General features: G+C 71.7%; 19 protein-coding genes. 15 read left to right on the forward strand and 4 right to left on the reverse strand.

Annotation, left to right across the window (positions count from 1 at the left end; genetic code table 11):
* Nucleotides 1-97: 97 nt before the first annotated feature.
* The gene (locus tag O1G21_RS25235; protein WP_270146906.1) at nt 98-865 is read right to left on the reverse strand and encodes a hypothetical protein; all 768 of its coding nucleotides are present in this window, start codon (nt 863-865) and stop codon (nt 98-100) included.
* A complete protein-coding gene (eccE, locus tag O1G21_RS25240; protein ID WP_270146907.1) occupies nt 865-2,271 on the reverse strand; it encodes a type VII secretion protein EccE in 1,407 nt (468 codons plus the stop codon). Before eccE ends, O1G21_RS25235 begins: the two co-directional genes overlap by 1 nt.
* A gap of 201 nt (nt 2,272-2,472) precedes the next feature.
* Between eccE and O1G21_RS25245 the strand changes: the two genes are divergently transcribed.
* From O1G21_RS25245 to O1G21_RS25270, 6 genes are all read left to right on the forward strand, one after another.
* Nucleotides 2,473-4,176 (forward strand): type VII secretion protein EccB, encoded by a 1,704-nt coding sequence (locus tag O1G21_RS25245; protein WP_270146908.1) that lies wholly within the window; start codon nt 2,473-2,475, stop codon nt 4,174-4,176.
* 182 nt (nt 4,177-4,358) lie between these two features.
* Nucleotides 4,359-4,661 carry a WXG100 family type VII secretion target gene (locus tag O1G21_RS25250; RefSeq protein WP_270146909.1) on the forward strand — a complete coding sequence of 101 codons (303 nt, stop codon included), beginning with the start codon at nt 4,359-4,361 and terminating at the stop codon, nt 4,659-4,661.
* Nucleotides 4,662-4,763: 102 nt separating this feature from the next.
* Nucleotides 4,764-5,057, forward strand: a complete 294-nt coding sequence (locus tag O1G21_RS25255) for a WXG100 family type VII secretion target (protein ID WP_270146910.1) — start codon at nt 4,764-4,766, stop codon at nt 5,055-5,057.
* Nucleotides 5,058-5,163: 106 nt separating this feature from the next.
* Entirely contained in the window at nt 5,164-6,441 is a 1,278-nt protein-coding gene (locus O1G21_RS25260) for a S8 family serine peptidase (RefSeq protein WP_270146911.1), read from the forward strand.
* 121 nt (nt 6,442-6,562) lie between these two features.
* The gene (locus O1G21_RS25265) at nt 6,563-7,105 is read left to right on the forward strand and encodes a SigE family RNA polymerase sigma factor (RefSeq protein ID WP_270146912.1); all 543 of its coding nucleotides are present in this window, start codon (nt 6,563-6,565) and stop codon (nt 7,103-7,105) included.
* Between the two features lie 78 nt (nt 7,106-7,183).
* Nucleotides 7,184-8,428, forward strand: coding sequence for a hypothetical protein (locus O1G21_RS25270; RefSeq protein WP_270146913.1), 1,245 nt, complete (start codon nt 7,184-7,186; stop codon nt 8,426-8,428).
* An 81-nt stretch (nt 8,429-8,509) separates the two neighbouring features.
* Here O1G21_RS25270 and O1G21_RS25275 read toward each other — a convergent pair whose 3' ends face one another.
* Together O1G21_RS25275 and eccCa are read right to left on the reverse strand one after the other, a co-directional pair.
* On the reverse strand, nt 8,510-9,913 hold the full coding sequence (locus O1G21_RS25275; protein WP_270146914.1) for an APC family permease: 1,404 nt from the start codon (nt 9,911-9,913) through the stop codon (nt 8,510-8,512).
* Nucleotides 9,914-10,408: 495 nt separating this feature from the next.
* Nucleotides 10,409-14,353 (reverse strand): type VII secretion protein EccCa, encoded by a 3,945-nt coding sequence (gene eccCa / locus O1G21_RS25280; protein ID WP_270146915.1) that lies wholly within the window; start codon nt 14,351-14,353, stop codon nt 10,409-10,411.
* Nucleotides 14,354-14,762: 409 nt separating this feature from the next.
* Between eccCa and eccD the strand changes: the two genes are divergently transcribed.
* The 9 genes from eccD to O1G21_RS25325 all read left to right on the forward strand — a co-directional run bounded on the left by eccD (nt 14,763) and on the right by O1G21_RS25325 (nt 25,793).
* Nucleotides 14,763-16,223: a type VII secretion integral membrane protein EccD gene (eccD, locus tag O1G21_RS25285; RefSeq protein WP_270146916.1), complete on the forward strand. Its 1,461-nt coding sequence runs from the start codon at nt 14,763-14,765 to the stop codon at nt 16,221-16,223.
* 187 nt (nt 16,224-16,410) lie between these two features.
* Nucleotides 16,411-16,701, forward strand: a complete 291-nt coding sequence (rpsO, locus tag O1G21_RS25290; protein WP_030289909.1) for a 30S ribosomal protein S15 — start codon at nt 16,411-16,413, stop codon at nt 16,699-16,701.
* Between the two features lie 450 nt (nt 16,702-17,151).
* Nucleotides 17,152-19,359: a polyribonucleotide nucleotidyltransferase gene (locus tag O1G21_RS25295; protein WP_270146917.1), complete on the forward strand. Its 2,208-nt coding sequence runs from the start codon at nt 17,152-17,154 to the stop codon at nt 19,357-19,359.
* 119 nt (nt 19,360-19,478) lie between these two features.
* Complete coding sequence (locus tag O1G21_RS25300; RefSeq protein WP_270146918.1) at nt 19,479-20,831, forward strand: M16 family metallopeptidase; 1,353 nt, start codon at nt 19,479-19,481, stop codon at nt 20,829-20,831.
* A 28-nt stretch (nt 20,832-20,859) separates the two neighbouring features.
* Nucleotides 20,860-21,627 carry a 4-hydroxy-tetrahydrodipicolinate reductase gene (dapB, locus tag O1G21_RS25305; protein WP_270146919.1) on the forward strand — a complete coding sequence of 256 codons (768 nt, stop codon included), beginning with the start codon at nt 20,860-20,862 and terminating at the stop codon, nt 21,625-21,627.
* A 7-nt stretch (nt 21,628-21,634) separates the two neighbouring features.
* The gene (locus O1G21_RS25310; RefSeq protein WP_270146921.1) at nt 21,635-22,093 is read left to right on the forward strand and encodes a tetratricopeptide repeat protein; all 459 of its coding nucleotides are present in this window, start codon (nt 21,635-21,637) and stop codon (nt 22,091-22,093) included.
* Entirely contained in the window at nt 22,090-22,821 is a 732-nt protein-coding gene (gene thyX / locus O1G21_RS25315; RefSeq protein ID WP_270146922.1) for an FAD-dependent thymidylate synthase, read from the forward strand. The genes O1G21_RS25310 and thyX overlap by 4 nt, the downstream gene beginning before the upstream one ends.
* A 215-nt stretch (nt 22,822-23,036) precedes the next feature.
* Nucleotides 23,037-23,936: a 4-hydroxy-tetrahydrodipicolinate synthase gene (dapA, locus tag O1G21_RS25320; RefSeq protein ID WP_270146923.1), complete on the forward strand. Its 900-nt coding sequence runs from the start codon at nt 23,037-23,039 to the stop codon at nt 23,934-23,936.
* A gap of 171 nt (nt 23,937-24,107) precedes the next feature.
* Nucleotides 24,108-25,793, forward strand: coding sequence for a ribonuclease J (locus tag O1G21_RS25325; protein WP_270146924.1), 1,686 nt, complete (start codon nt 24,108-24,110; stop codon nt 25,791-25,793).
* Nucleotides 25,794-26,004 lie beyond the last annotated feature (211 nt).

Below are 26,004 nucleotides of genomic sequence, written 5' to 3' on the forward strand. Positions count from 1 at the left end.
GCGGTGCCGTTGCCGCAACAAAGACTAGGCCGTTCGGCTGCCCCGGTTGAAGGCGGCTTCGGTTCCGGACCGGGATCGACCGGCCCGGAAGCGCCCCTCAGTCCATCCGGCGCGGGCCTCCGAGCACCTGCTGTTCGGCCTGCCCGGCCACGGCCCGGACGTACTGACGCCGCATCCGGGTGGCCCACAGGGTGAGGTCGTCGCCGAGGGTGGGCAGCGCGGCCACGTCCTCCGGCGGGAGGGACAGCACCCGGCCGGTCAGCTCCGCCTCCTGCGGGGAGATCCGCTGCACGCCGACCAGGTCGGCCGCGTTGAGCACCCGGGAGGCGTTCGGTCCCAGGTAGGGCAGCAGGGTCAGGGTGGTCTGCCAGGGCGCGGCGGAGAGCCGGCTGCGCGGCGGACGGGCGCCGAGGTCGCGCACCACCAGGACCGGCGAGGCCACTGAGGCGCCCTGCGGGCCGAGCCGTCCGACCTGGTGGACGGTCACGCACGGCTGGCCGCCGCCGGCGGCCTGCGCCATCGGGCCCCAGAGTTGGCCGCGGGCGGTCTCGACCGCGACCCGGGCGCCGATCGCGGCCGCCCGCAGCGCGATGACCTGCGCCGTCCAGATGCCGCCGACCAGCACCAGGTCGTACGAGCTGGGGCGGAACAGGCCGAGCACCGCGGGCAGTCCCTGCGGGTCGACGCCGATCACCACGCCGTCGTCGCCGACCGGGAAGGCCAGCGCACCGAGGTCGGCGGCCTCCAGCACGTGCTTCTCCCGGCGCGGTCCGCGCAGCCCGAAGCCGGGCAGGATCCGCGGCCGGGTCCGCCGCTGCTCGGCGCCGGGCTGCGGGCCGGGGGCCGGATAGGTCTGGTACGCCATCAGGACGCTCCTCCCAGCGGCAGGGTGGCGAGCATGCCGGGGGCCTGCTCGAGGTCGAGCCGGACCAGGCCGAGGCCGGCGCTCTGCGCCCGTGCCTCCACCTGGCGGCCGACCTGACCGACCTCGCTCTCGCTGCGCCCGGTCACCCGCAGGTGCCCGCTGACGGTCACCGAGCCGCCGGTGCCGTGCCCGGCGGTGAGGCTGAAGGTGCTGGCCAGCGCGGGGGAGCCGGTGATCAGGTTGACCAGGTCCGGTGCGCCGATCCGGCCGGGCGCGCCGCCGGGGCGGCTGAGCTGCGGCCAGCGGGAGATCCAGTAGGTGCTGTGCCAGCGGTCGTCGATCCGCCAGAAGCGGTTGCCCTCCTGGGTGCGGCGGGTGGTGCCGCCGCCGCTGCCGGTGCCCTGGCGTCCGGCGACCGCGATCGGGTTGGCACAGGTGGCGATGGCCAGGGCGGCGATCAGTTCGCGCTCGTCCAGCACGGTGGCGTTGAACCCGGCGCTGTTGAGCCGCCCGGCCAGCTGGTCGGTCACCCGCTGCAGCGCCTTGCGGGCGCCCTCCTCGCCGCCGCCGCGGGCCCGGACGGCGCTGGCCGCGCGCTCCGGGTCGAGCTTGAGGGCGACCCAGGTCAGCCGCAGTCCGGGGGTGGAGGTGCCGTCCGGCAGCTCGCGGTAGGCGCGGGCGGCCAGCGACTGCTCGGGCAGGTGCGGGGCCGGCGCGGGCTGGGTGTGCTGGACCAGCTGCACCGACTCCAGGGTGATGTCGTCCACGGTGAGCGCCGAGCAGATCACGTCCAGCGGCAGCGGCAGCGCGGTGCGCACCGGGCGCAGCGGCTGGTCCTTGGCCTGGACGAGCAGCACCGAGCTGAGGAAGGTGCCGTCGCCGACCATGCCGGTCTCCCGGCGGACCGGGCGGCCGCCGAAGTCGGCCTCGGTGGCGTGGGTGCAGGTGCGCAGCCCGGGCTCGAGTTCCAGCGCGGGCGCCAGCGCGGGGTCGGTGCCGGGCGGCGGCAGCAGCGACTTCGCCTGCTTGCGGCGGGACTTGAGGGCCGAGCGCACCCGCAGCAGCTCCGGGATGGTGCGGCCGCGCAGCGGGACGACCGCCAGCACCAACAGCACCAGCGAGACCGCGCCGAAGCCGGCCGCGGCCGGGCGGCTGATCGTCCAGCCGACCGCGACCAGGGCGGCCGCGACCTCGACCAGGACCAGCTGCTGGAGCTTCAACCGGCCGCCGAGCAGCCCGGGTCGGGGGTTGACGCGGACCTGGACGGCGCCGCCGGCGCCGGCCCCCGTCGGCGGGCGGACGGCCGTGGCCTCGACGGGCGGGCCGCCGCGTCGGGCCCGTCCGGACCGGCGCGACCTTCCGCCGCCCGCGCTGCCGCGGCGTTCTGGAGCGGTCTGGCTTGGCATCCCCCGGTGGCCCTCTCTGATCCGTTGTCACGGCCCGGCTGGCTGGTTCGCGGACCGTACCCGTACCGTACTCACCGTCTGCTGCCGCATCGTAGAGGGTTCGAGCCGGATCCCGCCCGGCGGGTGCGGACCACGGGGACGGTCGGACCGACGGGAGGCCGACCACGTCTGGCACACGTCTGACAGAGGGGGACGACGAGGATGGCATCGCGCCGGGACGAGCTGAACGCGTACACCTTCGCCCGCAAACGCACGGTGGGGGCGTTCCTGCTGCCCTCCGGGGGCGGCAGTGACGAGGACGCGCCGCGCCCGGTGAAGGCGGTGCTGCCGAGCGTGCTGGTCGGGGCGGTGGTGGTGGCCGGGTTCGGGCTCTGGGGGGTGTTCAAACCCGCCGCTCCGCTGCAGTGGGACAGCGGCAAGAACATCATCCAGGGCAAGCAGTCGACCACCCGCTACGTGGTGCTGACCGATCCGGACGGCAAGACCAAGCGGCTGCACCAGGTGCTCAACATGTCCTCGGCGAGGCTGGTGCTGCCGGCGGACGCCAAGGTCGTGGTGGTGGACGACGGGGTGCTGGACCGCTACCCCAACCACGGCCCGACCATCGGGATCCCGTACGCCCCGGACAAGTTGCCCAGCAAGGACAACGCGAGCCAGCCGATGAAGTGGGCGGTCTGCGACCGGCCGGGCTCGGACGACAAGCAGGAGACCGTCAACCAGGCGGTGTTCGTGGCGGCCGGCCCGGACGCGGCGGCGCTGTCGGCCAAGGACCGGATGCTCGGCCCGGACCAGCTGATGCTGGTGCAGCAGGCGGACGAGCAGCAGGTCTCGACCACCTCGGGCTCGGGCCAGTCGGCCGCGGGCGCCGCGGCGGTGTTCCTGGTCGACGCGCAGGGCCGCAAGCACGTCATCGGCCCGCAGTCGGACGACAAGGAGCGCAAGGCGCTGATCACCGCGGTGTTCGGGCCCAACGCGGTGCCGCAGCGGGTCAAGCGGGAGTGGCTGGACACCCTGGTGAACGCCAGTCCGATCACCTTCCCGGACGTCAAGGGGATGACCGACAGTCAGGGTCCCAACTCCAGTGTGGCGCTGGGCAACGCGGCGGACCGCCGGATCGGCCGGCTGGTGCACTACCAGGACCGCAACTACGTGGTCGGCAAGGACGGCCTCTTCCTGATCACCCCGTTCCAGGCGGAGCTGATCCGGCAGAACCCGGCCTACCAGGTGCTCTACAAGTACGACCAGGACAAGCGGCCGCGCAGCGACGACATGACGCCGGAGGACCAGTCCAGGTTCAACACCGACGTGAAGCTGCCGGGCACCGCGGACGACTGGCCGCTGAAGTCCGCGGCGCCGGTGAACAACTGGCAGGACCGCCAGGACGCCCGGCTGGTCGTCTGCAGCACCTTCGACGGCATGTCCGAGGACGGCCGCACGCCCAAGCGCAGCGTCTGGGCGGGGACGTCCTACCCGGCGGCGTACAACAACGGCGCGGGCGCGGCGTACGTGACGCCCGGGCACGGCCTGTTCTACCGGGCGGTGGACAACGCGGGCGGCGGCAACCAGCCCGGTGCCAACGCGGCCGCCGGCTCCGGCACCGACTTCCTGATCACCGAGACCGGGCTGCGCTACTCCGTCCCGGCCAACGGTGACGGCGGTCGCGGTCCGAGCCCGTCGGCGGGTGCGAGCGGCGCCGCGAAGACGCCGGCCCCGCAGCAGAGCACCTCGAACCCCGGTTCCGGGGACCAGCCGACCCAGAACCCGGACGACCAACCCGGCGGAAACCAGGCACGATTGGGTTACCAGAACGTCCAGCCGCTGCCGGTACCGAAGGAGTGGTCCAACCTGGTCCCGGCCGGTCCGCCGCTGACCGCGAAGAGCGCCGCGCAGCCGCAGAACGCCTGACCGGCCAAGCCCGGCAACGGAATTGGCCCCAGTGTCATGGTCTGGTAACTACTCAGCGCTCGATGTTGGGCGAGTTGCGTGTGCCGACTACAGTGCTGCTGGACATCACACGGGTGATGCGGCGGCAGGGCCCTGGGGCCCTCCGTACACACAATTGTTTGTCTCATGGGGGATGGTGGAGCATGAGTGACGGCCAGTTCACGGTGACCGCACAGGAGATGACGGCCTTCGCCGGGAAGATCGAGGAGGCGATCGGCCAGATCGAGCAGGAGCGCAGTGCGCTTCAGACGACGGTCGACAACATCACCAGTGGCTGGAAGGGCCAGGCGGCGGAGGCCTACAAGACCCTGCAGACTCAGGTCAACGACGACGTCAAGAAGCTGAAGGAATCGCTGACCGCGATCAAGCACGCGATCGAGCTGACCACCAAGCACTACGCGAGTGCCGAAGAGGAGCAGAAGGCGCTGTTCGGCCCCCAGGGCTGATCATCGCTTCCGCGCTGATCAACGCTCTGCTCCGACCTTCCGCCCGCCGGGGCGCCCGCGGCTGAGCGCCGGGTGCTCCGCATCCTCGTCAAGGGAGACATCGTGTCCGACCACATCCTCGTCAACTTCCAGACCCTGCACCAGGCCTCGCAGGACGTGCAGAACTCGGCCAACCGGATCGAGCACATGCTGTCCGAACTGCGCAAGGAGGTCACCAAGATCTCCCACGGCTGGCAGGGCCAGGCCCAGCAGGGCTACAACGCCCAGCAGGCCAAGTGGGACTCGGCCGCCCAGAACCTGAAGGACACCTGCGCCAAGATCTCCGGCTCGCTGGAGAGCGCCGCGCAGAGCTACCAGCAGACCGAGAAGAAGAACGCCGGTCTCTGGCAGGGCTGATCGACCGTTCCCGGGACGGGAACGACAGGGCGGGTACCCGGGTTTCCGGGCACCCGCCCTTCGGCGCGTGGCGCGGCACGGGGTGGAGAACATGAGGGGTGGCAGGGTGTCCGGAGGCGGGTTCCGTAGGACGGCCGCGGCGCTGGCCGCGCTCGCGGTGCTGGGCGGTCCGCTGGCCGCCCCGGCGTACGCGGACGGGCCCGGGCTGGCCTCCGCCGGTGACTGCCCCAAGCCTGCGCCCGACGTGCAGACCGTGCCCTGGTCGCTGCAGCGGCTGCTGTTGGACGAGTTGTGGCAGGGCGGGGCGACCACCGGCAAGGACGTGACGGTCGCCGTCATCGACACCGGGGTGGACGACAACAACGCGCAGCTGGCCGGCAAGGTGGTGCAGGGCCCCAGCCTGCTGTTCGACAAGCAGAACAACAAACTGGTCGACGGCACCTCGAAGAACGACACGGTCGGCCACGGCACCAAGGTGGCCGGCATCATCGCCGCTCGCCGCAGCGACCGGACCGGTTTCGTCGGACTGGCACCCGACGCCCAGATCTACGCCATCCGGCAGAACGACAGCGAGGGCAACGGCGACGTCGCCAGCCTCGCGGCGGCCATCAGCGACGTCGTCAAGTACGACAACGACGTCCTCAAGACCAAGGACCCGAACAAGTCCCTGATCAGGGTCATCAACATCTCCCAGGACGTACGCGGCGCGGGCGACGCCCACTTCGGCGGCTACCAGGAGCTGAAGACCGCGATCCAGGACGCCGAGAACGCCGGCATCGTGGTGGTCGCCTCCAGTGGCAACGACGGCAAGGAGGGCGACACCTACCCGGGCGCCTTCCCGACCGTGCTGTCCGTGGGCGCCTCCGACCGCAACAACGAGCGCGCGCCGTTCTCCCAGTACGGCTCCTTCGTGAAGGTCGCCGCGCCCGGCGTCGAGATGCTCTCCACGGTGCCCGGCGGCGGCCAGTGCGTGGACAACGGCACCAGCTTCGCCGCCCCGTACGTCTCCGGGCTGGCCGCGCTGCTGCTCGGCGCGCACCCGAAGTGGACGCCGGCCCAGGTGCGGGCCTGGATCGAGCAGACCGCCCAGCGCACCGAGCCCGGCCCCAACCAGTTCATCGGCTGGGGCGTGGTTGACCCGGTCAAGGCCGTCACCAAGGCGCCCGAGAACCCGCCGTCCGCCCCCGCCCCGGACGCCCCGGTGCGGCTGGCCGCAGCCCCGATCGTGCCGGCGCCGGTCGGCCTCGGCGAGACCCAGGCGGACCGCGACGGCCGCACCGCCACATACGTGGTCGGCGTCGGCGCGCTGCTGGTCGCCCTGCTGATCGGCGGAGGAGTCGTGCTGCGCGACCACCGCCGCAAGTCCGCCGACCGACAGGCGTGATGCGCCTGACACGCGTCCGAGAGGTGTTCGGGAAAAACCCGTGAAACACCTGTAACACCGGCGCCCGCTCACCGCATCCATCAGGTGTCAGGGGCACACGGACGCGGGGGAGCGACGGGCGATGGGGTGGATCGGGGGCGGCCGCGAGGCCAAGGACGCCGAGTTCCTGGAGCTCGTCTCCAGCCGCACCGGCCACCTCTACCGCTCGGCCTGCCTGCTCACCAGCGGCGACACCCACTACGCGGAGGACCTCGTGCAGGAGGCCCTCAGCCGGATGTACGTGCTCTGGCGGCGCAGCGCCTTCACGGGCGGCCGGCACCGGATCGAGAACCCGGCGGCCTACACCCACACGGTGATGGTGCGCACCTTCCTCGCCCAGCAGCGCCGCCGTTCCAGTGGCGAGCGCCCGAGCGAGAGCCTGCCGGAGCGGGAGGGGCACGACGCGGACAGCAGTCTGCGGCTGACCCTGCTCGACGCGCTCGGGCGGATGCCGGCCAAGGACCGGGCCGTGCTGGTGCTGCGCTACTGGGAGGACCGCAGCGTCGAGGAGACCGCCGAGGTGCTGCGGCTGTCCTCCGGTGCGGTCCGGACCAGGACCACCCGGGCGCTGGCCCGGCTGCGCACCCTGCTCGGCGACTCGCTGGCCGAACTCGCCGTCCGCTGACGTCCTCCGCACCACCCGCTCGCACCACCCGCTGACCACTTCTGGCCCTTCCGCGACGCAAGGAGACGGTGATCCGCCATGTCCGAGCCGGACAAGTTCGAAGACGATCTTCTCTACGCCCTCACCCGTACCGGTGAGGGTTTCCGCCCCGACCAGGCCGGGCTGGTCGCGGGCGGGTACCAGCGCGGCCGCCGCCGCTGGCGCCGCCGTTCGACCGCCGCGGTGGTGGGCGGTGCCGCCGCGCTGGCCCTGGTGGGCACCGGCGCGGTGTACCTGACCGGCAACGGTTCGACGTCCGGCGGCACGGCCACGGTGGCCGCGGCCCCCGCCGCCTCCACCGGTGTCGCGCTGACCCCGGCCTCCGCCGGCGCCGGTACGCCCACCCCGACCGCCACCGCCGCCGCGGCGGTCACCGGCGACGAGGTGCTGGCCACCTTCAAGGCCCTGCTGCCCGAGGGCGAGATCACCGATGCGAGCGGCCGGGGCAGCAACGGCTCCATGCCCACCTTCGCGGGCGCCCAGCTGGTGTTCGACGACGGCGCCGGCAAGTCGCAGCTCATGGTCGGGGTGCAGAAGCACCGCAAGGGCCAGGCCCAGGAGCGCTCCTGCCCGGACGCCAAGATCAACCGGATCGACGCCTGCTCGGTCACCACTCTGGCGGACGGCTCCAAGCTGTTCCTCAGCGAGGGCTACGAGTACCCGGACCACCGCGCCGACACCAAGGAGTGGATGGCGTCGCTGACCGGGCCGGACGGCCGGGAGATCAACCTCAGCGAGTGGAACTCGGCGCAGGAGAAGGGCGCGTCGGTCAGCCGTCCCAACCCGCCGCTCACCCTGGACCAGCTCCGGGCGATCGTCACCGACAAGTCCTGGGACCGGATCGTCGCGGGGGTCCAGCCCGACGGCGTCGACCCCGCGGCCACCGACACCGGCCTGTCCCTGCAGGACCGCCAGGCGATCCTGGCCAAGTTGCTGCCCGCCGGGGTGACAGTCAGCAAGATCGACGGCAACGAGACCTTCGCCGACGTCCAGCTCACCCAGGGCGGAACCACGGGATCGCTGGTCCTGCGGGTGCAGAAGCTGGTGCGCCAGCCGGGCGACCAGACGGAGAAGATGTTCGAGGGCGCGACGGTCCTGCCCGAGGGGGGCCTGCTCAAGCTCTACGGCCCGGGGACGCCCAATCCGAAGGGCCAGCCGATGGCGGACGTCCTGCGGGGCGACCTGCGCATCCTGGCCGGCCAGGGACCGACGGGCAAGCCGCTGCTGAGCCTGGACCAGCTGAAGGCGATCGCCGCCAGCCCGGAGTGGAAGATCAAGAAGTAGCGGTCACGGACGTGGCGGTGCCCCGGGCTCTGAGGAGAGCCCGGGGCACCGCCGTGTGGGGGAGGGGTGGGGGATCGGGGGTCAGTCCCGCTGGTCCTCGGGGAGGCTGATCACCCAGCGGGTGGCCTGCCGGGGACGCAGGTAGAACAGCCAGTAGAGGGTGGCGGCGGCGGTGATGCCGCCGGTCCACAGCAGGGGCTCGGCGTCCAGCTGGGTCATCACGTAGACCAGGACGACGATCAGCAGCACCGGGACGGCCGGCCACAGCGGCATCCGCCAGGCGGCGGCGTGCTTGTGGTGGCCGCGGCGGGAGAGCAGCGAGGCGATCGCGACCAGCAGGTACATCGCGGTGACGGCGACGCCGGTGATGTTGCTGAGCAGCTCGCCCTTGACGAAGCAGAGCGCGGCGCCGGGCAGGCCGACCGCCAGGGTGGCGATCCACGGGGAGCCGAAGCGGCCGAGGGTGCCGAAGGCCTTGTTGACCGGCTCGGGCCAGGCCTTGTCGCGGGCGGAGGCGAACAGCACCCGGGAGTTCTGGATGACCATGACGATGCCGGCGTTGATGATGGCCAGCGCGATGCAGAGGCTGATGAAGGTGCCGACCGCGGAGTTGCTCCATGCGGTGACCATGCCGGAGATGTCGCCGGAGGTCAGGGTCTGCAGGTCGGGGGCGCCCATGGTGATGGCGGCGACCGGGATCAGGATGATGGCGCTGGAGAGGCCGAGGGTCCACAGCACGGTGCGGGAGACGGTGCGGCGGGGGTTCTCCAGCTCCTCGGACAGGTAGACGGCGGTGGAGAAGCCCTGGGTGGCGAACAGGGCGATGCCGAGCGCGCCGATGATGGCGCCGATGCGGACCGGGCTGGCGGCGCCGCCGTCGGTGGAGACCAGGCCGTGCAGCAGGCTCGGGTGCTGGGCGTTGGTGTGGGCGAAGCCGAGCACCGAGACCACGCCGGCCGCGATGACCTCCAGGACCAGGAAGATGCCGGTGATCCAGGCGTTGGCGCGCAGGTCGAGCAGGCCGGCCAGGGTGGCGGCCAGCATCACGGCGGCGCCGGCGATCGCCTTGTCGACGTGCAGGACGGGCGCGAGGTAGTCGGCGGTGCCGAGCGCGATGACCGAGGGGACGATCATCACCACGATGAGCGACTGGATGAAGACCAGCCAGCCCGCGAGCCGTCCGGCCAGGGTGCCGACCATCGCGTACTCGCCGCCGGCGCTGGGGATCAGGGTGCCGAGCTCGGAGTAGCAGAACGCGACCGCGATGCAGAGCACCGAGCCGATGGCGATGGCCAGCGCGGTGGCGCTGCCGATGCTGGAGAACAGCTGCGGCACGATCACGAAGAGCGTCGACGCGGGCGTGACGCAGGACAGCGTGAGCAGGGTGCCGCCCACGACGCCGATCGAGCGCTTGAGCTGCTGGGGCGCGGCTGCCCCGTCCGCCGTGGCGGTTACGGTCTGTGGCGGGCGAAGCGTGTCGGGCATGTCGATTCCGATCGGCTCTGTGCGGTCCTGGGATGGGAGCGGTATCGCCTCCGCTGACTGGGCTGCTCGGGACTGGTCCGGTCGCTCCCGGGCCGCAATGGAACCTTGGGCGTATTGACTGCGTCAACGCCGGAACTGCTTCGGAATCCGTTGCGGCCAACCGCATAAACATGCGATCCGATGATCACTTACCGGTCACCGGGCTGTATGTCCGACTTGTTACTTTGGCTTCAGGGGGCATGAATCAAAGGTGAACGGCACATTGCGGCCCATCATTCAAAGGTGACGCCCTGGTCCGACGCCAATACGCTCAGACGGCTTCGAGTACTGCGGCAACTCCCCGGCCGGGTACGGGAACCGCAGCCCCGGCCCGGAAAGATCTAGGTAACGTTTCAGCACCTGGGACGCCGAAGGGTCGGACTCCCGGGGAGTCCGACCCTTCGATCACCGTCCGTAGCGAACGGCCCGATCAGTGCACGCCGCTGACGGCCCTCGTCACTGCGTCGGCAGCCAGCCCGTCTGGACCATCTGCCCGTTGGTCGCGCGCCGCGACACGTACACCCCGCGGCCCGGCGGCAGCGCCTGCGGCTTGACCGTGCCCAGCAGCGCGCCCTCGTCCCGGTTGCCGGACAGGATGACGCCCTGCCCGCCGAGCTCGCGCATCCGCTGCATCACCGGCTCGTACAGCGAGCGCCCGGCGCCGCCCGCGCTGCGGGCCACGATCACCCGCAGGCCGATGTCCCGGGCGAACGGCAGGAACTCGGCCAGCGGCGCCAGCGGGTTGCCCGAGCTGGTCGCGACCAGCTCGTAGTCGTCGACGATCACGAACATGTCCTTGCCGCTGTACCAGCTGCGGTTGCGCAGCTGCTCGGCGGTCACGTCCGGGCCGGGCAGGCGGCGGGCGCAGGCCCCGCGCAGCATGTCCACGATGGCCGCCATGGCCGGCTGCGCGGCCGCGTACTCCACCAGGTACTCCGGCGGCACGGTGCCCAGCAGCGCGCGCCGGTAGTCGCCGACCACGATGCCCGCCTGGTCCGCGGTGTAACGCTCGGTGATCTGCTTGATCAGCATCCGCAGCAGCGCGGACTTCCCGGACTCGGTGTCGCCGAACACGATGAACAGCGGGTCGGTCTCGAAGTTGACGAACACCGGCGCCAGTTCGGCCTCGTCCACGCCGAAGGACACCCCGCGCTCCGGGTGCTCGAAGCCCTTCGGCAGCGAGAACCCGTCCAGCACGGCCGGCAGCATCCGCACCTGCGGCGCGCGCGGGCCGGCCCAGGCCCCGTCGACCGCGCCGACCAGCCCGGCCACGCCGTCCTGCAGGTCCTCCACCGAGGAGGAGCCGTCCAGCCGCGGCAGGCCGCCCAGGAAGTGCAGCCGCTCCGCGGTGATGCCGCGCCCGGCCAGCGCCGGGACGTTCTGCGCCACCCGGCGGTCCACCTCGGACTCCATGGCGTCACCGAGCTTCAGCTCGATGCGGTTCTGCAGCAGGTCCTTCAGCGCCGGGCGCACCTCCGCGTACCGGGCCGCGGTGATCACCAGGTGGACGCCGTAGCCGAGGCCGCGCTGGGCGATGTCGGCGATCACCGGCTCCAGCCCCTCGAACTCCTGCTTGAAGGTGTTCCAGCCGTCGATCATCAGGAACACGTCGCCGAAGGCCTCGTCCGGCAGTTGCCCGGCCGCCCGGCGGGCCCGGTACGTCGCGATGGTGTCGATGCCGGTCGCCCGGAACAGCTCCTCGCGCCGGTTCATCACCCCGTGCACCTCGGAGACCATCCGGCGCACCTTGTCCACGTCCAGGCGCCCCGCCACCCCGCCGACGTGCGGCAGGCCGGTCAGCGACTGGAAGCTGCCCGCGCCGAAGTCCAGCAGGTAGAACTGCACCTCGCGGGGGGTGTGGGTGAGGCCGAAGGCGGCCGTCATGGTGCGCAGCACGGTGGACTTGCCCGAGCGCGGGCCGCCCACCACCAGGCCGTGGCCGGCCGCCCCGGAGAAGTCGACCTCCAGGATGTCGGTCTTCTGCTCGCGCGGCTTGTCGACGATGCCGATCGGGGCCCGCAGCCGGCCGCCCGGGTAGCCGGGCGCGGTCAGCCCGCGCTCCGGGACGACCTGCAGCGGCGGCAGCAGGTGGTCGATGCTCGGCGCGTCGTCCAGCGGCGGCAGCCACACCTGGTGCGCGGCCGGGCCCTGGCCGGCCATCCGCTGGACGAACACGTCCAGCACGGTGTCCACCAGCGCGTCGTCCTGCTCCGGGGCCTGCGGCGCCTCCTGCTCCACCGGCTCCGGCGGCAGGTCGACGTAGGCCGAGGTGAACGCCACCGGCCGGGTGTTCACCCGCCGTCCGCCGGTCGACCGCTGCTGCCCCGGCGCCCGGTACGGCCCCGAGACGTACGCGGCCTTGAACCGGTCCATCACGTCCTCGCCGAACTTCAGGTAGCCGACGCCCGGCACCGGCGGCAGGTGGTAGGCGTCCGGCACGCCGATCGCCGCCCGCGACTCGGCCGCCGAGAAGGTGCGCAGACCGATCCGGTACGAGAGGTAGGTGTCCAGGCCGCGCAGCTTGCCCTCCTCCAGGCGCTGCGAGGCCAGCAGCAGGTGCACGCCCAGGGAGCGGCCGATCCGGCCGATCTGGATGAACATCTCGATGAAGTCGGGCTTGGCGGTGAGGAGTTCGGAGAACTCGTCGATGATCAGCACCAGCGAGGGCAGCGGGTCCAGCGCCGCGCCGGCCGCCCGGGCCCGCTCGTACTCGTGGATGTTGGCGTAGTTGCCGGAGCGGTGCAGCAGCTCCTGGCGCCGGTGCAGCTCGCCCTCGATCGCGTCGCGCATGCGGTCGACCAGGGTGAGCTCGCCCTCCAGGTTGGTGATCACCGCGGAGGTGTGCGGCATGTCCGCCATGCCCAGGAAGGTCGCGCCGCCCTTGAAGTCGGCGAGCACGAAGTTCAGCGTCTCCGAGGAGTGGGTCATCGCCAGCGCGAGCACCAGCGTGCGCAGCAGCTCCGACTTGCCGGAACCGGTCGCGCCCACGCACAGGCCGTGCGGGCCCATGCCCTCCAGCGCGGCCTCCTTGATGTCCAGGTAGACGTGCTCGCCGTTCGCCCCGACGCCGATCGGCACCCGCATCCGCTCGTGCTGGGCGCGCGGGCGCCAGCTGCGGGCCACGTCGAAGGAGCCCGGGTCGCCGGAGTTCATCATGTCGGTGAAGTCCAGGTTGGACAGCAGCGGCTCGTCGTCCCCGCCGGCCGAGGCCCGGTACGGCGCCAACTGCCGCGCCAGCGCCTCGGACTGCCACAGCGAGAGCAGGTCCGGCTTGCCGGCGTAGGTCGCCCCGGAGGCCGAACGCAGCACCAGCTCCTGCGGGTTGACCGTCACCATCAGGTGCCCGCTCGGCTCGTCCACCTCACCCGGGACGACCTCGATGACGGTCACCCCCTGCACGCCCTCGGGGCCGGCCAGCACCGAGTCGTGCGGCACCCCGGCGCCGTCCATGATGACCACCAGGTGCGGCTGGTCCGCCGCGGGCGCGGCGTCCCGGACGAAGCGCTGGCGGCCGGACAGCTCGTCCTGCAGCAGGTACTCCAGCTCGCCCAGGTCGTGGGCGCTCAGCCGGCGCGAGCCCGCGCCGTCGGCCTCCTTGCGGTGCTGGTTGTGCGGGAGCCACTTGGTCCAGTCCCACTCCTCGGCCGCGCCGGGGGCCGCCGCGACCGCGATCAGCAGGTCGTCCGGCGAGTGCAGGGTGGTCAGTTGGGCGATCATCGCGCGCACGTTGCCGTACACCGAGTCCGGGTCCCCGCACACCGTGATGTGGTAGAAGGCGCGCAGCGAGACCGCCAGCGGCAGGTCCTGCAGGGTGCCGTGGGCCTTCAGGAAGGAGTGCATCGCGGCCGCCGACAGCGGCTCCAGCTCGTCCATCGGCGCGGTCTGCGGCGCCACCAGCGGGGTGGACAGCTGGACCGGCCCGAGGCCCACCCGGATCTGCGCGAAGTCGCCGTCCGCCGTGCGCCGCTCCCACAGCCGCCGGCCGTCCTCGACGATCGACCACAGTTGGTCCGGCGCCGGGTTCAGGAACAGCAGCGCACCGCGCTGGCTCTCCGCCGTGCGGCGCACCTGGCGGCGGGTCTGCTGCAGGTACTTGAGGTAGTCGCGCCGCTCGTCCGCCATGGCGGTCGAACCGCCCTTGCGGGCCCGCACGATCTGGGCCAGCACCATGCCGACCGTCGAGACGATCATCAGACCGCCCATGATCTTCATCGGGGCGGCCGCGCCCGGCGAGAAGAAGAACACCGCCGAACCGCCCATGCCGAGCATCGGCAGGATGCTCATCAGCCAGTCCTCGCCGCCCTGCCGGGGCAGCTCGGGCGGACTGACCAGCTCCACCGGCTCGTCCGGCACCGTCGGCGGGTAGGCCCTGGCCGGTCGCTTGACCATGATCACACCCATGCGTCATCCACCCCGCGGCGTCGATCGATCACTTCGGCATCAGCCCTCATGCGACTGCGCCCGCTCCGGTACGGGTTCCCGTGACTGAGGACGCCCCACACAGCGCAGCCCCCGTACCACCGTGCGCAGGCGCCGATCCTAACGGTCGCCCCCGCACCGCCCACCACGCCCCGCCCCCCGCACCGCCACCACGCCCCGCCCCCCGCACCGCCACCACGCCCCGCCCCCCGCACCGCCCGCCGGGCCCCGCCCCGCAGCGACGCCGGGCACGAACCGAGCGGGTAGGGTAACGCCGCGCCAACTCGCGGCCCGGCCGGGCCGGTTCCACAGCCAGACCGCGCGCCACCGGGCCGCGGCACCGTCAAACCCAGGGGGAGCGCCCAGTGCGTCGAAGGATCGAGGTGCGGCCGTGACTTCAAACGCCGCCACGGGCTACTGCCGGGTCACCGTCGTCGCCCCGGACCGCCGGATCGACGTCGCCCTGCCCGAGGACGTCGCACTCGCCGACGTCTACCCCGAGGTGCTGCGCCTGGCCAACCAGAGCCAGCCCGACGGCACCCCCACCGGCTTCCACCTGGTCCGCCGCGACGGCACCGTGCTCGACAGCAGCCTGTCGCTGGCCGCCCAGCAGGTCCGCGACGGCGACCTGCTGGCGCTGCGCCCCTTCGCCGAGTCCCTGCCGCCGGCCGTCTACGACGACGTCGCCGACGCCATCGCCAGCGCCGTCGAGGCCGACCGCCGGTTCTGGACCGTCGAGCTGATGCGCGGCTTCGGCCTGATCGGCACCGGGGTGCTGCTCACCCTGCTCGGCTTCGCGCTCTGGTTCTCCGACCTGCGCCACGACATGCACAGCCTGCCCGGCGTGCTGGCCGGCGTCACCGCCGTCGTGCTCACCGCCCTCGCCGGAGTGCGCGCCCGGGTCTACCAGGACGCCCCCGCCGCGGTCGCGCTCGGCCTCGGCGCCCTGCCGCACGCCCTGATCGCCGGCAGCGGCGTCATCGCCGTCGCCCACAAGTGGGACGGCCCCGGCCGGCTGCAGTTCCTGACCGGCTGCGTCACCGCCCTGGTGATCGCCGTGCTGCTCGCCGGACTGCTGCCCACGATGGACGCGGTGTTCGTCGCCGCCGCCTTCGTCGCCACCGCCGGCGCGCTCGCCACCTTCGCCGCGGTGCTGATGCCGGACACCCCGGCCGGGAACATCGCCGCCGTCACCGGTGTCGCCGCCGTCGCCGCCGTCGGCTTCCTGCCCAGCCTCTCCGCCCGCTTCGCCCGGCTGCCGGTCGGCTTCAGCGCCCCCGGCCAGACCCGCACCCGCAGCCGCGACTACGACGAGGAGGCCGAGCGCGCCGAGGTCGTCCAGTACGAGCGGATCGCCCACCAGGCCCGCCGCGGCCACGAGGTGCTGGTCGGCCTGGTCGGCGGCTGCGCCGCGGTCGTGGTCGGCGCCTGCGCCGTCCTCTCCTTCACCGACCGGACCTTCCCCGAGCTGCTCGCGCTCGCCCTGGGCATCGCCACCATGCTGCGCGCCCGGCTGTTCCGCTACACCGCGCAGGTCCTCAGCCTCACCGCGGCCGGCCTGCTCGGCCTGTGCCTGCTGATCGTCGGCCTGTCGCTGCACACCCCGCAGTTCATCCTGCGCGCGGCCGGCTCCAGCACCGAGCTCGACCTGCGCACCATCTGGCTGGCCGCCTCCATCGCCTTCGGCGCCGCGCTGCTCACCGCGATCGCCCTGGTGGTGCCCCGGCTCGGCGTCTCCCCGTTCTGGGGGCGCATCCTGGACCTGTTCGACAGCCTCACCCTGATCTCGCTGGTCCCGCTGGCGCTCGCCGTCCTGAACATCTACCGGCTGGTCCGCGGCGCCACCGGCTGACCCCGCGGACCGGTGCCGCCCACCCGGCCGTTCGGCAGGTGGGCGGCACTGGTACGCTTGGCCTCCGAGCGCAGCCGTGTGTCCGCCCCCAGGGGCAGCCGACCGCCGGTCGCACTCGCGACACCGAGTTCTCGCAGAGTCCTGTGCTGTCGACCAGGACCGCTCGGTAGACCTTGAAGGAGTTGCAGTGGCTCTCGCCTCTGACGTGAAGAAGCAGATCATCGCCGAGTTCGGCCAGAAGGAGGGCGACACCGGCTCCCCCGAGGTCCAGGTCGCCATGCTCTCCCGCCGCATCTCGGACCTGACCGAGCACCTCAAGTTCCACAAGCACGACCACCACTCGCGTCGTGGCCTGCTGATCCTGGTCGGCCAGCGCCGCCGCCTCCTGCAGTACCTGGCCAAGAAGGACATCGAGCGCTTCCGTACGCTCGTCGACCGCCTGGGCATCCGCCGCGGTGCCGCCGGCGGCGCCCGCTAAGACCGCCGCTCGGGGCGGCTCCCCACACCGGGGGGCCGCCCCTCGCGCGTATGCCGCGGCCGTTCGACCGCGGCACCCTGACACAAGAACTCGCGCGCACCTCCCCAGGTGGCCGAGGATTGCACCGTAGGGTTGTGGGCATGCCGGGTGATGGCGCAGCAGCGCGCCACCCGGGCAGCAAGCCCGAACCCCCCGCGGGACGAAGGCTTCAAACGGAAGCCGCCCGCATCCGAGAGAGCGTCCAGACGCGGACCGCCCGTCCCGGCCCGGCAGCCGTGAGGCGCCGGTCCTCGGTAGTGGCCCCCGGAACCCCCGCAGCGAGCGGGGCCCCCGGAGGCTTCGATCGAAGACCGGCCCGACTGCCGCCCTCCCTGGCGGGAGGGCCCCGGGGCCCCCAGGCAGCGCGCGGGGACGCTCTCCCGGAGACGTACGAAAGAGGAGATCTTCCAGGTGGAAGAGAACGTGTTCTACGCCGAGGCCGTGATCGACAACGGTTCCTTCGGCACCCGTACCATCCGCTTCGAGACCGGCCGTCTGGCCCGTCAGGCCGCCGGCTCCGCCGTGGCCTACCTGGACGACGACACCATGGTGCTGTCGGCCACCAGCGCGTCCAAGCAGCCGAAGGAGCACTTCGACTTCTTCCCGCTGACCGTGGACGTCGAGGAGCGGATGTACGCCGCCGGCCGCATCCCCGGCTCGTTCTTCCGTCGCGAGGGCCGGCCGTCCGAGGACGCGATCCTCACCTGCCGCCTGATCGACCGCCCGCTGCGCCCGTCCTTCGTCAAGGGCCTGCGCAACGAGGTCCAGGTCGTCTGCACCGTGATGGCGCTCAACCCCGACCACCTGTACGACGTGGTCGCCATCAACGCCGCCTCCGCCTCCACCCAGCTGGCGGGCCTGCCGTTCTCCGGCCCGATCGGCGGCGTGCGCGTCGCGCTGATCAAGGGCCAGTGGGTCGCCTTCCCGACCCACAGCGAGCTGGAGTCGGCCGTCTTCGACATGGTCGTCGCCGGTCGCGTCCTGCCGGACGGCGACGTCGCGATCATGATGGTCGAGGCCGAGGCCACCGACAAGACCATCAAGCTGGTCGAGGGCGGCGCCGAGGCGCCGACCGAGGAGGTCGTGGCCGCCGGCCTCGAGGCCGCCAAGCCGTTCATCAAGGTGCTGTGCGCCGCGCAGTCGCAGCTGGCCGCCCAGGCCGCCAAGCCGACCGCCGAGTTCCCGGTCTTCCTGGACTACCAGGACGACGTCCTCGCCGCGCTGACCGCCGCCGTCAAGGACGAGCTGGCCCAGGCCCTGACCATCCCGGGCAAGCAGGAGCGCAACAACGAGCTGGACCGCGTCAAGGCCGTCGCGGCCGAGAAGCTGCTCCCCGAGTTCGAGGGCCGCGAGAAGGAGATCAGCGCCGCTTACAACGCGCTGACCAAGAAGATCGTCCGCGAGCGCGTCATCAAGGACAAGGTCCGCATCGACGGCCGCGGCGTCACCGACATCCGCACCCTGGCCGCCGAGGTCGAGGCCATCCCGCGCGTCCACGGCTCGGCGCTGTTCGAGCGCGGCGAGACCCAGATCCTGGGTGTCACCACGCTGAACATGCTCCGCATGGAGCAGCAGCTCGACACGCTCTCGCCGGAGACGCGTCGCCGTTACATGCACAACTACAACTTCCCGCCGTACTCGGTCGGCGAGACCGGCCGCGTGGGCTCGCCCAAGCGCCGCGAGATCGGCCACGGCGCCCTGGCCGAGCGCGCCATCCTGCCGGTCCTGCCGACCCGCGAGGAGTTCCCGTACGCCATCCGCCAGGTCTCCGAGGCGCTCGGCTCCAACGGCTCCACCTCGATGGGCTCGGTCTGCGCCTCGACCATGTCGCTGCTGAACGCCGGTGTGCCGCTGAAGGCCGCCGTCGCCGGCATCGCCATGGGCCTGATCTCCCAGGAGATCGACGGTGAGACCCACTACGTCGCGCTGACCGACATCCTGGGTGCCGAGGACGCGTACGGCGACATGGACTTCAAGGTCGCCGGTACCCGCAACTTCATCACCGCGCTGCAGCTGGACACCAAGCTCAACGGCATCCCGGCCTCCGTGCTGGCCGCCGCGCTGAAGCAGGCCCGCGACGCCCGCCTGCACATCCTCGACGTGATGAACGAGGCCATCGACTCGCCCGACGAGATGTCCCCGAACGCGCCGCGCATCATCACCATCAAGATCCCGGTGGACAAGATCGGCGAGGTCATCGGCCCCAAGGGCAAGATGATCAACCAGATCCAGGAGGACACCGGCGCCGAGATCACGATCGAGGACGACGGCACCATCTACATCGGTGCCGCCGACGGCCCGGCCGCCGAGGCCGCCCGCACCACGATCAACCAGATCGCCAACCCGACCATGCCGGAGGTCGGCGAGCGCTACCTGGGCACCGTGGTCAAGACCACGACGTTCGGCGCGTTCGTCTCGCTCATGCCGGGCAAGGACGGCCTGCTGCACATCTCGCAGATCCGCAAGCTGGCCGGCGGCAAGCGCGTGGAGAACGTCGAGGACGTCCTCGGCGTCGGCGCCAAGGTGCAGGTCGAGATCGCCGAGATCGACCCGCGCGGCAAGCTCTCCCTGATCCCGGTCATCGAGGGCGAGGAAGCCGGCGAGGCCGCTTCCGAGTGAAGCGCCGCTAGCTGACCCGTGCGGCCCGTACGCCTCCCGGCGTGCGGGCCGCACCCCGTTGTCCACGCGTTCGTCCGTACGTGCCATTCCCACGTGCGTTTCCTCTGGAGGTACCCACCGTGGCCCAGGCCCCGGCGGTAAAGCAGCGTCCCGGCAGCACCCGGACCCTGCTCAAGGGCGTCGACGGCGCCGGCACGGTGCGCCGCACCGTGCTGCCCGGCGGCCTGCGGGTCGTCACCGAGACCCTGCCGACGGTGCGCTCCGCGACCTTCGGCATCTGGGTCGGCGTCGGCTCGCGGGACGAGACCCCGCAGCTCAACGGCGCGACCCACTACCTGGAGCACCTGCTCTTCAAGGGCACCGAGCGGCGCAGCGCGCTGGACATCTCGGCGGCCCTGGACGCGGTCGGCGGCGAGATGAACGCCTTCACCGCGAAGGAGAACACCTGCTACTACGCCCGGGTCCTGGACACCGACCTGCCGCTGGCCATCGACGTGGTCTGCGACATGCTCACCGGCTCGCTGATCCGCCCCGAGGACGTCGACGCCGAGCGCGGCGTCATCCTCGAGGAGATGGCGATGGCCGAGGACGACCCGGGCGACGTGGTCCACGACCTGTTCGCCAAGGTGATCTACGGCAGCGGCCCGCTCGGCCGCCCGATCCTCGGCACCCAGGAGACCATCAAGGCGCTCACCCGGGACCAGATCGCCGGCTTCTACCACCGCCGCTACCGCCCGGAGCACCTGGTCGTCGCCGCGGCCGGCAACCTCGACCACCGCAAGGTGGTCAAGCAGGTCGAACAGGCCTTCGCCCCGGTGCTGGCCCGCTCCACCGCGGCACCCGCGGAGGCCCGCCGCGGCGTCAAGGCGCTGCGCACGGCTGGCAGGATCGAGGTGCTCAACCGCTCCACCGAGCAGGCCCACCTGGTGCTGGGCGTGCCCGGGGTGCCCCGGCACGACGAGCGCCGCTGGGCGATGGGCGTGCTCAACGCGGCCCTGGGCGGCGGGATGAGCTCCCGGCTGTTCCAGGAGGTCCGGGAGAAGCGCGGCCTGGCGTACTCGGTCTACTCGTACTCCTCCTCGTACGCGGACAGCGGCCTGTTCGGCATCTACGCCGGCTGCCAGCCCAAGCGGGTCGAGGAGGTGCTGCGGATCTGCCGCCAGGAGCTGGCCAAGGTGGTCGCCGAGGGCATCACCGAGGAGGAGCTGCACCGCGCGATCGGGCAGATCTCCGGCTCCACCGTGCTCGGCATGGAGGACACCGGCTCGCTGATGAACCGGATCGGCAAGGCCGAGCTCAGCTACGGGCACCACCTGTCGGTGGACGACATGCTGGAGCGGATCGCGGCCGTGACCCTGGAGGACGTCCACGCGGTGGCCCGTGATGTGCTGGGCGCGTACCGGCCGTCGCTGGCGCTGATCGGTCCGGTCAACGACAAGCGGGCCGCCAAGCTCGCCGATCTGCTGGTCTGAGACCGGCTGGTGTGAGAGGAACTTCGCTATGACGCTGCGCGTCGCCGTGATCGGCGCCAAGGGACGGATCGGCTCCGAGGCCGTCAAGGCCGTCGAGGCCGCGCCGGACATGGAGCTGGTGGCCGCCCTCGGCCGCGGCTCCAGGCTGGAGGAGCTGACCGAGGCCGGGGCACAGGTCGCTGTCGAGCTGACCCACCCGGACTCGGTCATGGGCAACCTCGACTACTGCGTCCACAACGGCATCCACGTGGTCACCGGCACCACCGGCTGGGACGACCTGCGGCTGTCCGAGCTGGAGGGCTGGCTCGTCCCGGCCGAGGCCACCGGACTCCCGCCGCTGCCCGTCGGCGTCCTGATCGCGCCGAACTTCTCCATCGGCGCGATCCTCGGCATGAAGTTCTCCCAGATCGCGGCGAAGTACTTCGAGTCGGTCGAGGTGGTCGAACTGCACCACGACCGCAAGGCCGACGCCCCCAGCGGCACCGCCACCCGCACCGCCCAGCTGATCGCCGCGGCCCGCGCCGAGGCCGGCCGCCCGAAGCAGCAGGACCCGACCACCCACAGCCTGCCCGGCGCGCGCGGCGCCGACGTGGACGGGGTGCCGGTGCACGCCGTACGGCTGCGCGGCCTGCTCGCGCACCAGCAGGTGATGTTCGGCGACACCGGCGAGACGCTCACCATCCGGCACGACTCGCTGCACCACAGCAGCTTCATGCCGGGCATCCTGCTGGGCGTGCGCAAGGTCGTCGAGACCCCGGGGCTGACCTTCGGCCTCGAACACTTCCTGGACCTGTGAGCCCTTCATGACCTCCCGTACCGGTTTCTTCGTCCTGTCCGGCGTGCTGCTGCTGGTCGCCCTGCTCTGCGTGGGGGAGGGCGTCCAGCTGATCGCCACCGGCAAGCCGCTCGGCATCGGCATCGGCCTGTGCGCCTTCGTGATCCCGCTGATCGGCGTCTGGTTCCTGCGCCAGACCGTCCGCTTCGGCCGGGCCAGCGAGCGGCTCGCCCGGGAGCTGGAGGCCGAGGGCGGCCTGCCGGTGGACGAGCTGAAGCGCACCAACGGCGGGCGGATCGACCGGGCCTCGGCCGACGCGGTGTTCGCCCGCCGCCGGACCGAGGCGGAGGCCGCGCCGGGCGACTGGCGGGTCTGGTTCCGCCTCGCCGTGGCCTACGCCGACGCCGGCGACACCCCGCGCGCCCGCAAGACCATGCAGCACGCCATCAAGCTGCACAGCACCGAACCCGCAAGGAGCAACGCGTGAGCGACGAACCGACGGCCCCCACCTTCCGCAGCGACGTGACGGTGGAGCTGGTCCGCAGCGCCGCCGCGGACTCGGACGTCATCTGGGCGGCCCGGGTCTCCACCGCGGGCGAGCAGTCCCTGGAGGCGCTCCAGCAGGACCCGGAGAAGTCCAAGGGCCTGATCAACTTCCTGATGCGCGACCGGCACGGCACGCCCTTCGAGCACAACTCGATGACCTTCTTCATCAGCGCGCCGATCTTCGTGTTCCGCGAGTTCCACCGCCACCGCAGCGGGTGGTCTTACAACGAGGAGAGCGGGCGTTACCGCGAGCTGCAGCCGGTGTTCTACGTGCCCGCCGAGGACCGCAAGCTGGTTCAGGAGGGCCGACCGGGCCGCTACGAGTTCGTCGAGGGCACCGCGGAGCAGCACGAGACCGTCACCGAGGCGATGGAGGCCTCCTACCGCGAGGCCTACAACCGCTACCAGGAGATGCTGGCGGCCGGCGTGGCCCGCGAGGTGGCCCGCGCGGTGCTGCCGGTCGGCCTGTTCTCCTCGATGTACGCGACCTGCAACGCGCGCTCGCTGATGCACTTCCTCTCGCTGCGCACCCGGCGGGAGAACTCGGCGGTGCCGTCCTTCCCGCAGCGCGAGATCGAGATGGTCGCCGAGCAGATGGAGGAGCAGTGGGCGCAGCTCATGCCGCTCACCCATGCGGCCTTCGAGAAGCACGGCCGAGTCGCCCCCTGACCTGCGGCGACAGGCATATGGGCAGTGCGTCTGGCATGTCTGGATTGCGGCTTTTCTAGCCGCTCCCTACATTCGTGACCACGGATTCCGGTGCTGCCTGAACCCCCGAGCGGGCAGCACCGGAGTCCCATCTCCCCAGCCCCGGCCTGCTCCACCTGTCCGAACCATGGACCGGCATGGGTACCGTCCCACCGCCTACGAGTAGCTTTGGACGCATGGCTCCGACCTCCACCCCCCAGACGCCGTTCGGCCGGGTGCTGACCGCGATGGTCACCCCGTTCACCGCCGACGGCGCACTCGACCTCGACGGCGCCCAGCGCCTCGCCACGCACCTCGTCGACTCCGGGAACGACGGCCTCGTCGTCAACGGCACCACCGGTGAGTCCCCGACCACCAGCGACGCCGAGAAGGCCCAGCTCGTCCGCGCCGTGGTGGAGGCGGTCGGGGATCGCGCCCACGTGGTGACCGGGGTCGGCACCAACGACACCCACCACAGCGTCGAGCTGGCCCGGCAGGCGGAGGCCGCCGGCGCGCACGGGCTGCTGGTCGTCACGCCGTATTACAACAAGCCCCCGCAGGACGGCCTGTACCGGCACTTCACGCAGGTCGCCGACGCCACCGGCCTGCCGGTCATGGCGTACGACATCCCGGGCCGCAGTGGGGTCGCGCTGAGCCACGAGACCCTGGTCCGTCTGGGCGAGCACCCGCGGATCGTCGCCAACAAGGACGCCAAGGGCGACCTGGGCGCCGCGGCCTGGGCGATCGCCCGCTCCGACCTCGCCTGGTACTCCGGCGACGACATCCTCAACCTGCCGCTGCTGTCCGTCGGAGCCGTCGGCGTGGTCAGCGTCGTCGGGCACGTGGCGGCCGGTGAGCTGAAGTCGATGATCGAGGCCTACCTGGCCGGCGATGTGGCCAAGGCCACCGCGATCCACCAGGGCCTGCTGCCGGTGTTCACCGGTATGTTCCGCACCCAGGGCGTGATCCTCTCCAAGGCCGCGCTGGACCTCCAGGGCCTGCCGGCCGGGCCGCTGCGGCTGCCGCTGGTCGGCGCGACGCCCGAGGAGATCGACCGATTGAAGCAGGATCTCGCCGCCGGCGGGGTACACCTGTAGCAGACACAGACGTGCGCGCCCCGGCTCGCCGGACCCGCCCCGGGTCCGCCGCTGGACCGGAACGAAGGCGCGAGAGCACCGACCCAGTAGGAAAACGACACTGAGTACGCACGCCATATGTCTCCAGGGGGAGGACCCCGGACATATGGCGTGCGTCGTGAGGAGAGTCTTTTGAGCCACCCGCATCCCGAGCTCGGCGCGCCCCCGGCCCTGAAGGAGGGCGCCCTCCGCATCACTCCGCTCGGCGGCCTCGGCGAGATCGGCCGCAACATGACGGTCTTCGAGTACGGGGACCGGATCCTGATCGTCGACTGCGGCGTCCTCTTCCCCGAGGACGAGCAGCCCGGAGTGGACCTGATCCTCCCGGACTTCAGCTACATCCGGGACCGCCTCGACAAGGTCGACGGCATCGTCCTCACCCACGGGCACGAGGACCACATCGGCGCCGTTCCCTTCCTCCTCCGGGAGAACCCGGACATCCCGCTGATCGGTTCGAAGCTCACCCTCGCCCTGATCGAGGCCAAGCTCGCCGAGCACCGGATCCGGCCGTACGTGCTGGAGGTGAAGGAGGGCCAGCGCGAGCGCATCGGCCCCTTCGACTGCGAGTTCATCGCGGTCAACCACTCCATCCCGGACGCCCTCGCCGTGGCCGTCCGCACCCCCGCCGGCATGGTCGTGGCCACCGGCGACTTCAAGATGGACCAGCTGCCGCTGGACGGCCGCCTGACCGACCTGCCGACCTTCGCCAAGCTGGCCGAGGAGGGCATGGACCTGCTGCTGGTGGACTCCACCAACGCCGAGGTCCCCGGCTTCATCCCGCACGAGCGGGACATCTCGGCGGCCCTGCGGAACGTCTTCGCCAACGCCGACCGGCGCATCATCGTCGCTTCCTTCGCCAGCCACGTGCACCGCATCCAGCAGGTGCTGGACGCCGCCCACGAGTACGGCCGCAAGGTCGCCTTCGTCGGCCGCTCGATGGTCCGCAACATGGGCATCGCCCGTGACCTCGGCTACCTGAAGGTCCCCGGCAACCTGATCGTGGACGTCAAGCAGCTGGACGACCTCCCGGAGAAGGAGGTCGTGCTGATCTGCACCGGTTCGCAGGGCGAGCCGATGGCGGCGCTGTCCCGGATGGCCAACCGCGACCACCAGATCCGCATCGTCGAGGGCGACACCGTCGTCCTGGCCTCCTCGCTCATCCCGGGCAACGAGAACGCCGTCTACCGCGTGATCAACGGCCTGACCCGCTGGGGCGCCAAGGTCGTGCACAAGGGCAACGCCAAGGTGCACGTCTCCGGGCACGCCTCGGCCGGCGAGCTGCTGTACTTCTTCAACATCTGCAAGCCGCGCAACCTGATGCCGGTCCACGGCGAGTGGCGCCACCTGCGGGCCGCCGCCGAGCTGGGCATCGCGACCGGCGTCCCGCGCAACCGCGTGGTCATCGCCGAGGACGGCGTCTGCGTCGACCTGGAGAAGGGCGTCGCCCGGATCGTCGGCAAGGTGCAGGCCGGCTACGTCTACGTGGACGGCGCCTCGGTCGGCGACATCACAGAGGCCTCGCTCAAGGACCGCAAGATCCTCGGCGAGGAGGGCTTCATCTCGGTCTTCGTCGCGGTCGACTCGACCAACGGCAAGATCGTCGGCGGCCCGACCATCCAGGCCCGCGGCTCCGGCATCGAGGACAACGCCTTCGTGCCGGTCGCCGCCAAGCTCCAGGAGGCCCTGGACCGCTCGGCGAGCGACGGCGTGCTGGAGCCCCGCCAGGTGCAGCAGCTCGTCCGCCGGACCATTGGCAAGTGGGTCGCGGACAACTACCGCCGCCGGCCGATGATCCTGCCGGTCGTCGTCGAGGTCTGAGCCGTGCGCGGGGGCCCGTTCGGCCCCTGCTGAGGCTGGTTTGACGTGGGGCGACCCGGTGCGTAATGTTCTCCGGGTTGCCCCACGGGACGAGCCCCAAGGAAGTCCTCGAATGCGAATTCGAGAACGGCCGGGAAAACGGACCGAGAAACTCTGATAGAGTTCGGGAGTGCCGAAAGGCGAAAGCCGAATCCGATGAATGAAACTCCGG

It is taken from the genome of Kitasatospora cathayae (genome assembly GCF_027627435.1).
Classification (GTDB): Bacteria; Actinomycetota; Actinomycetes; order Streptomycetales; family Streptomycetaceae; genus Kitasatospora; species Kitasatospora cathayae.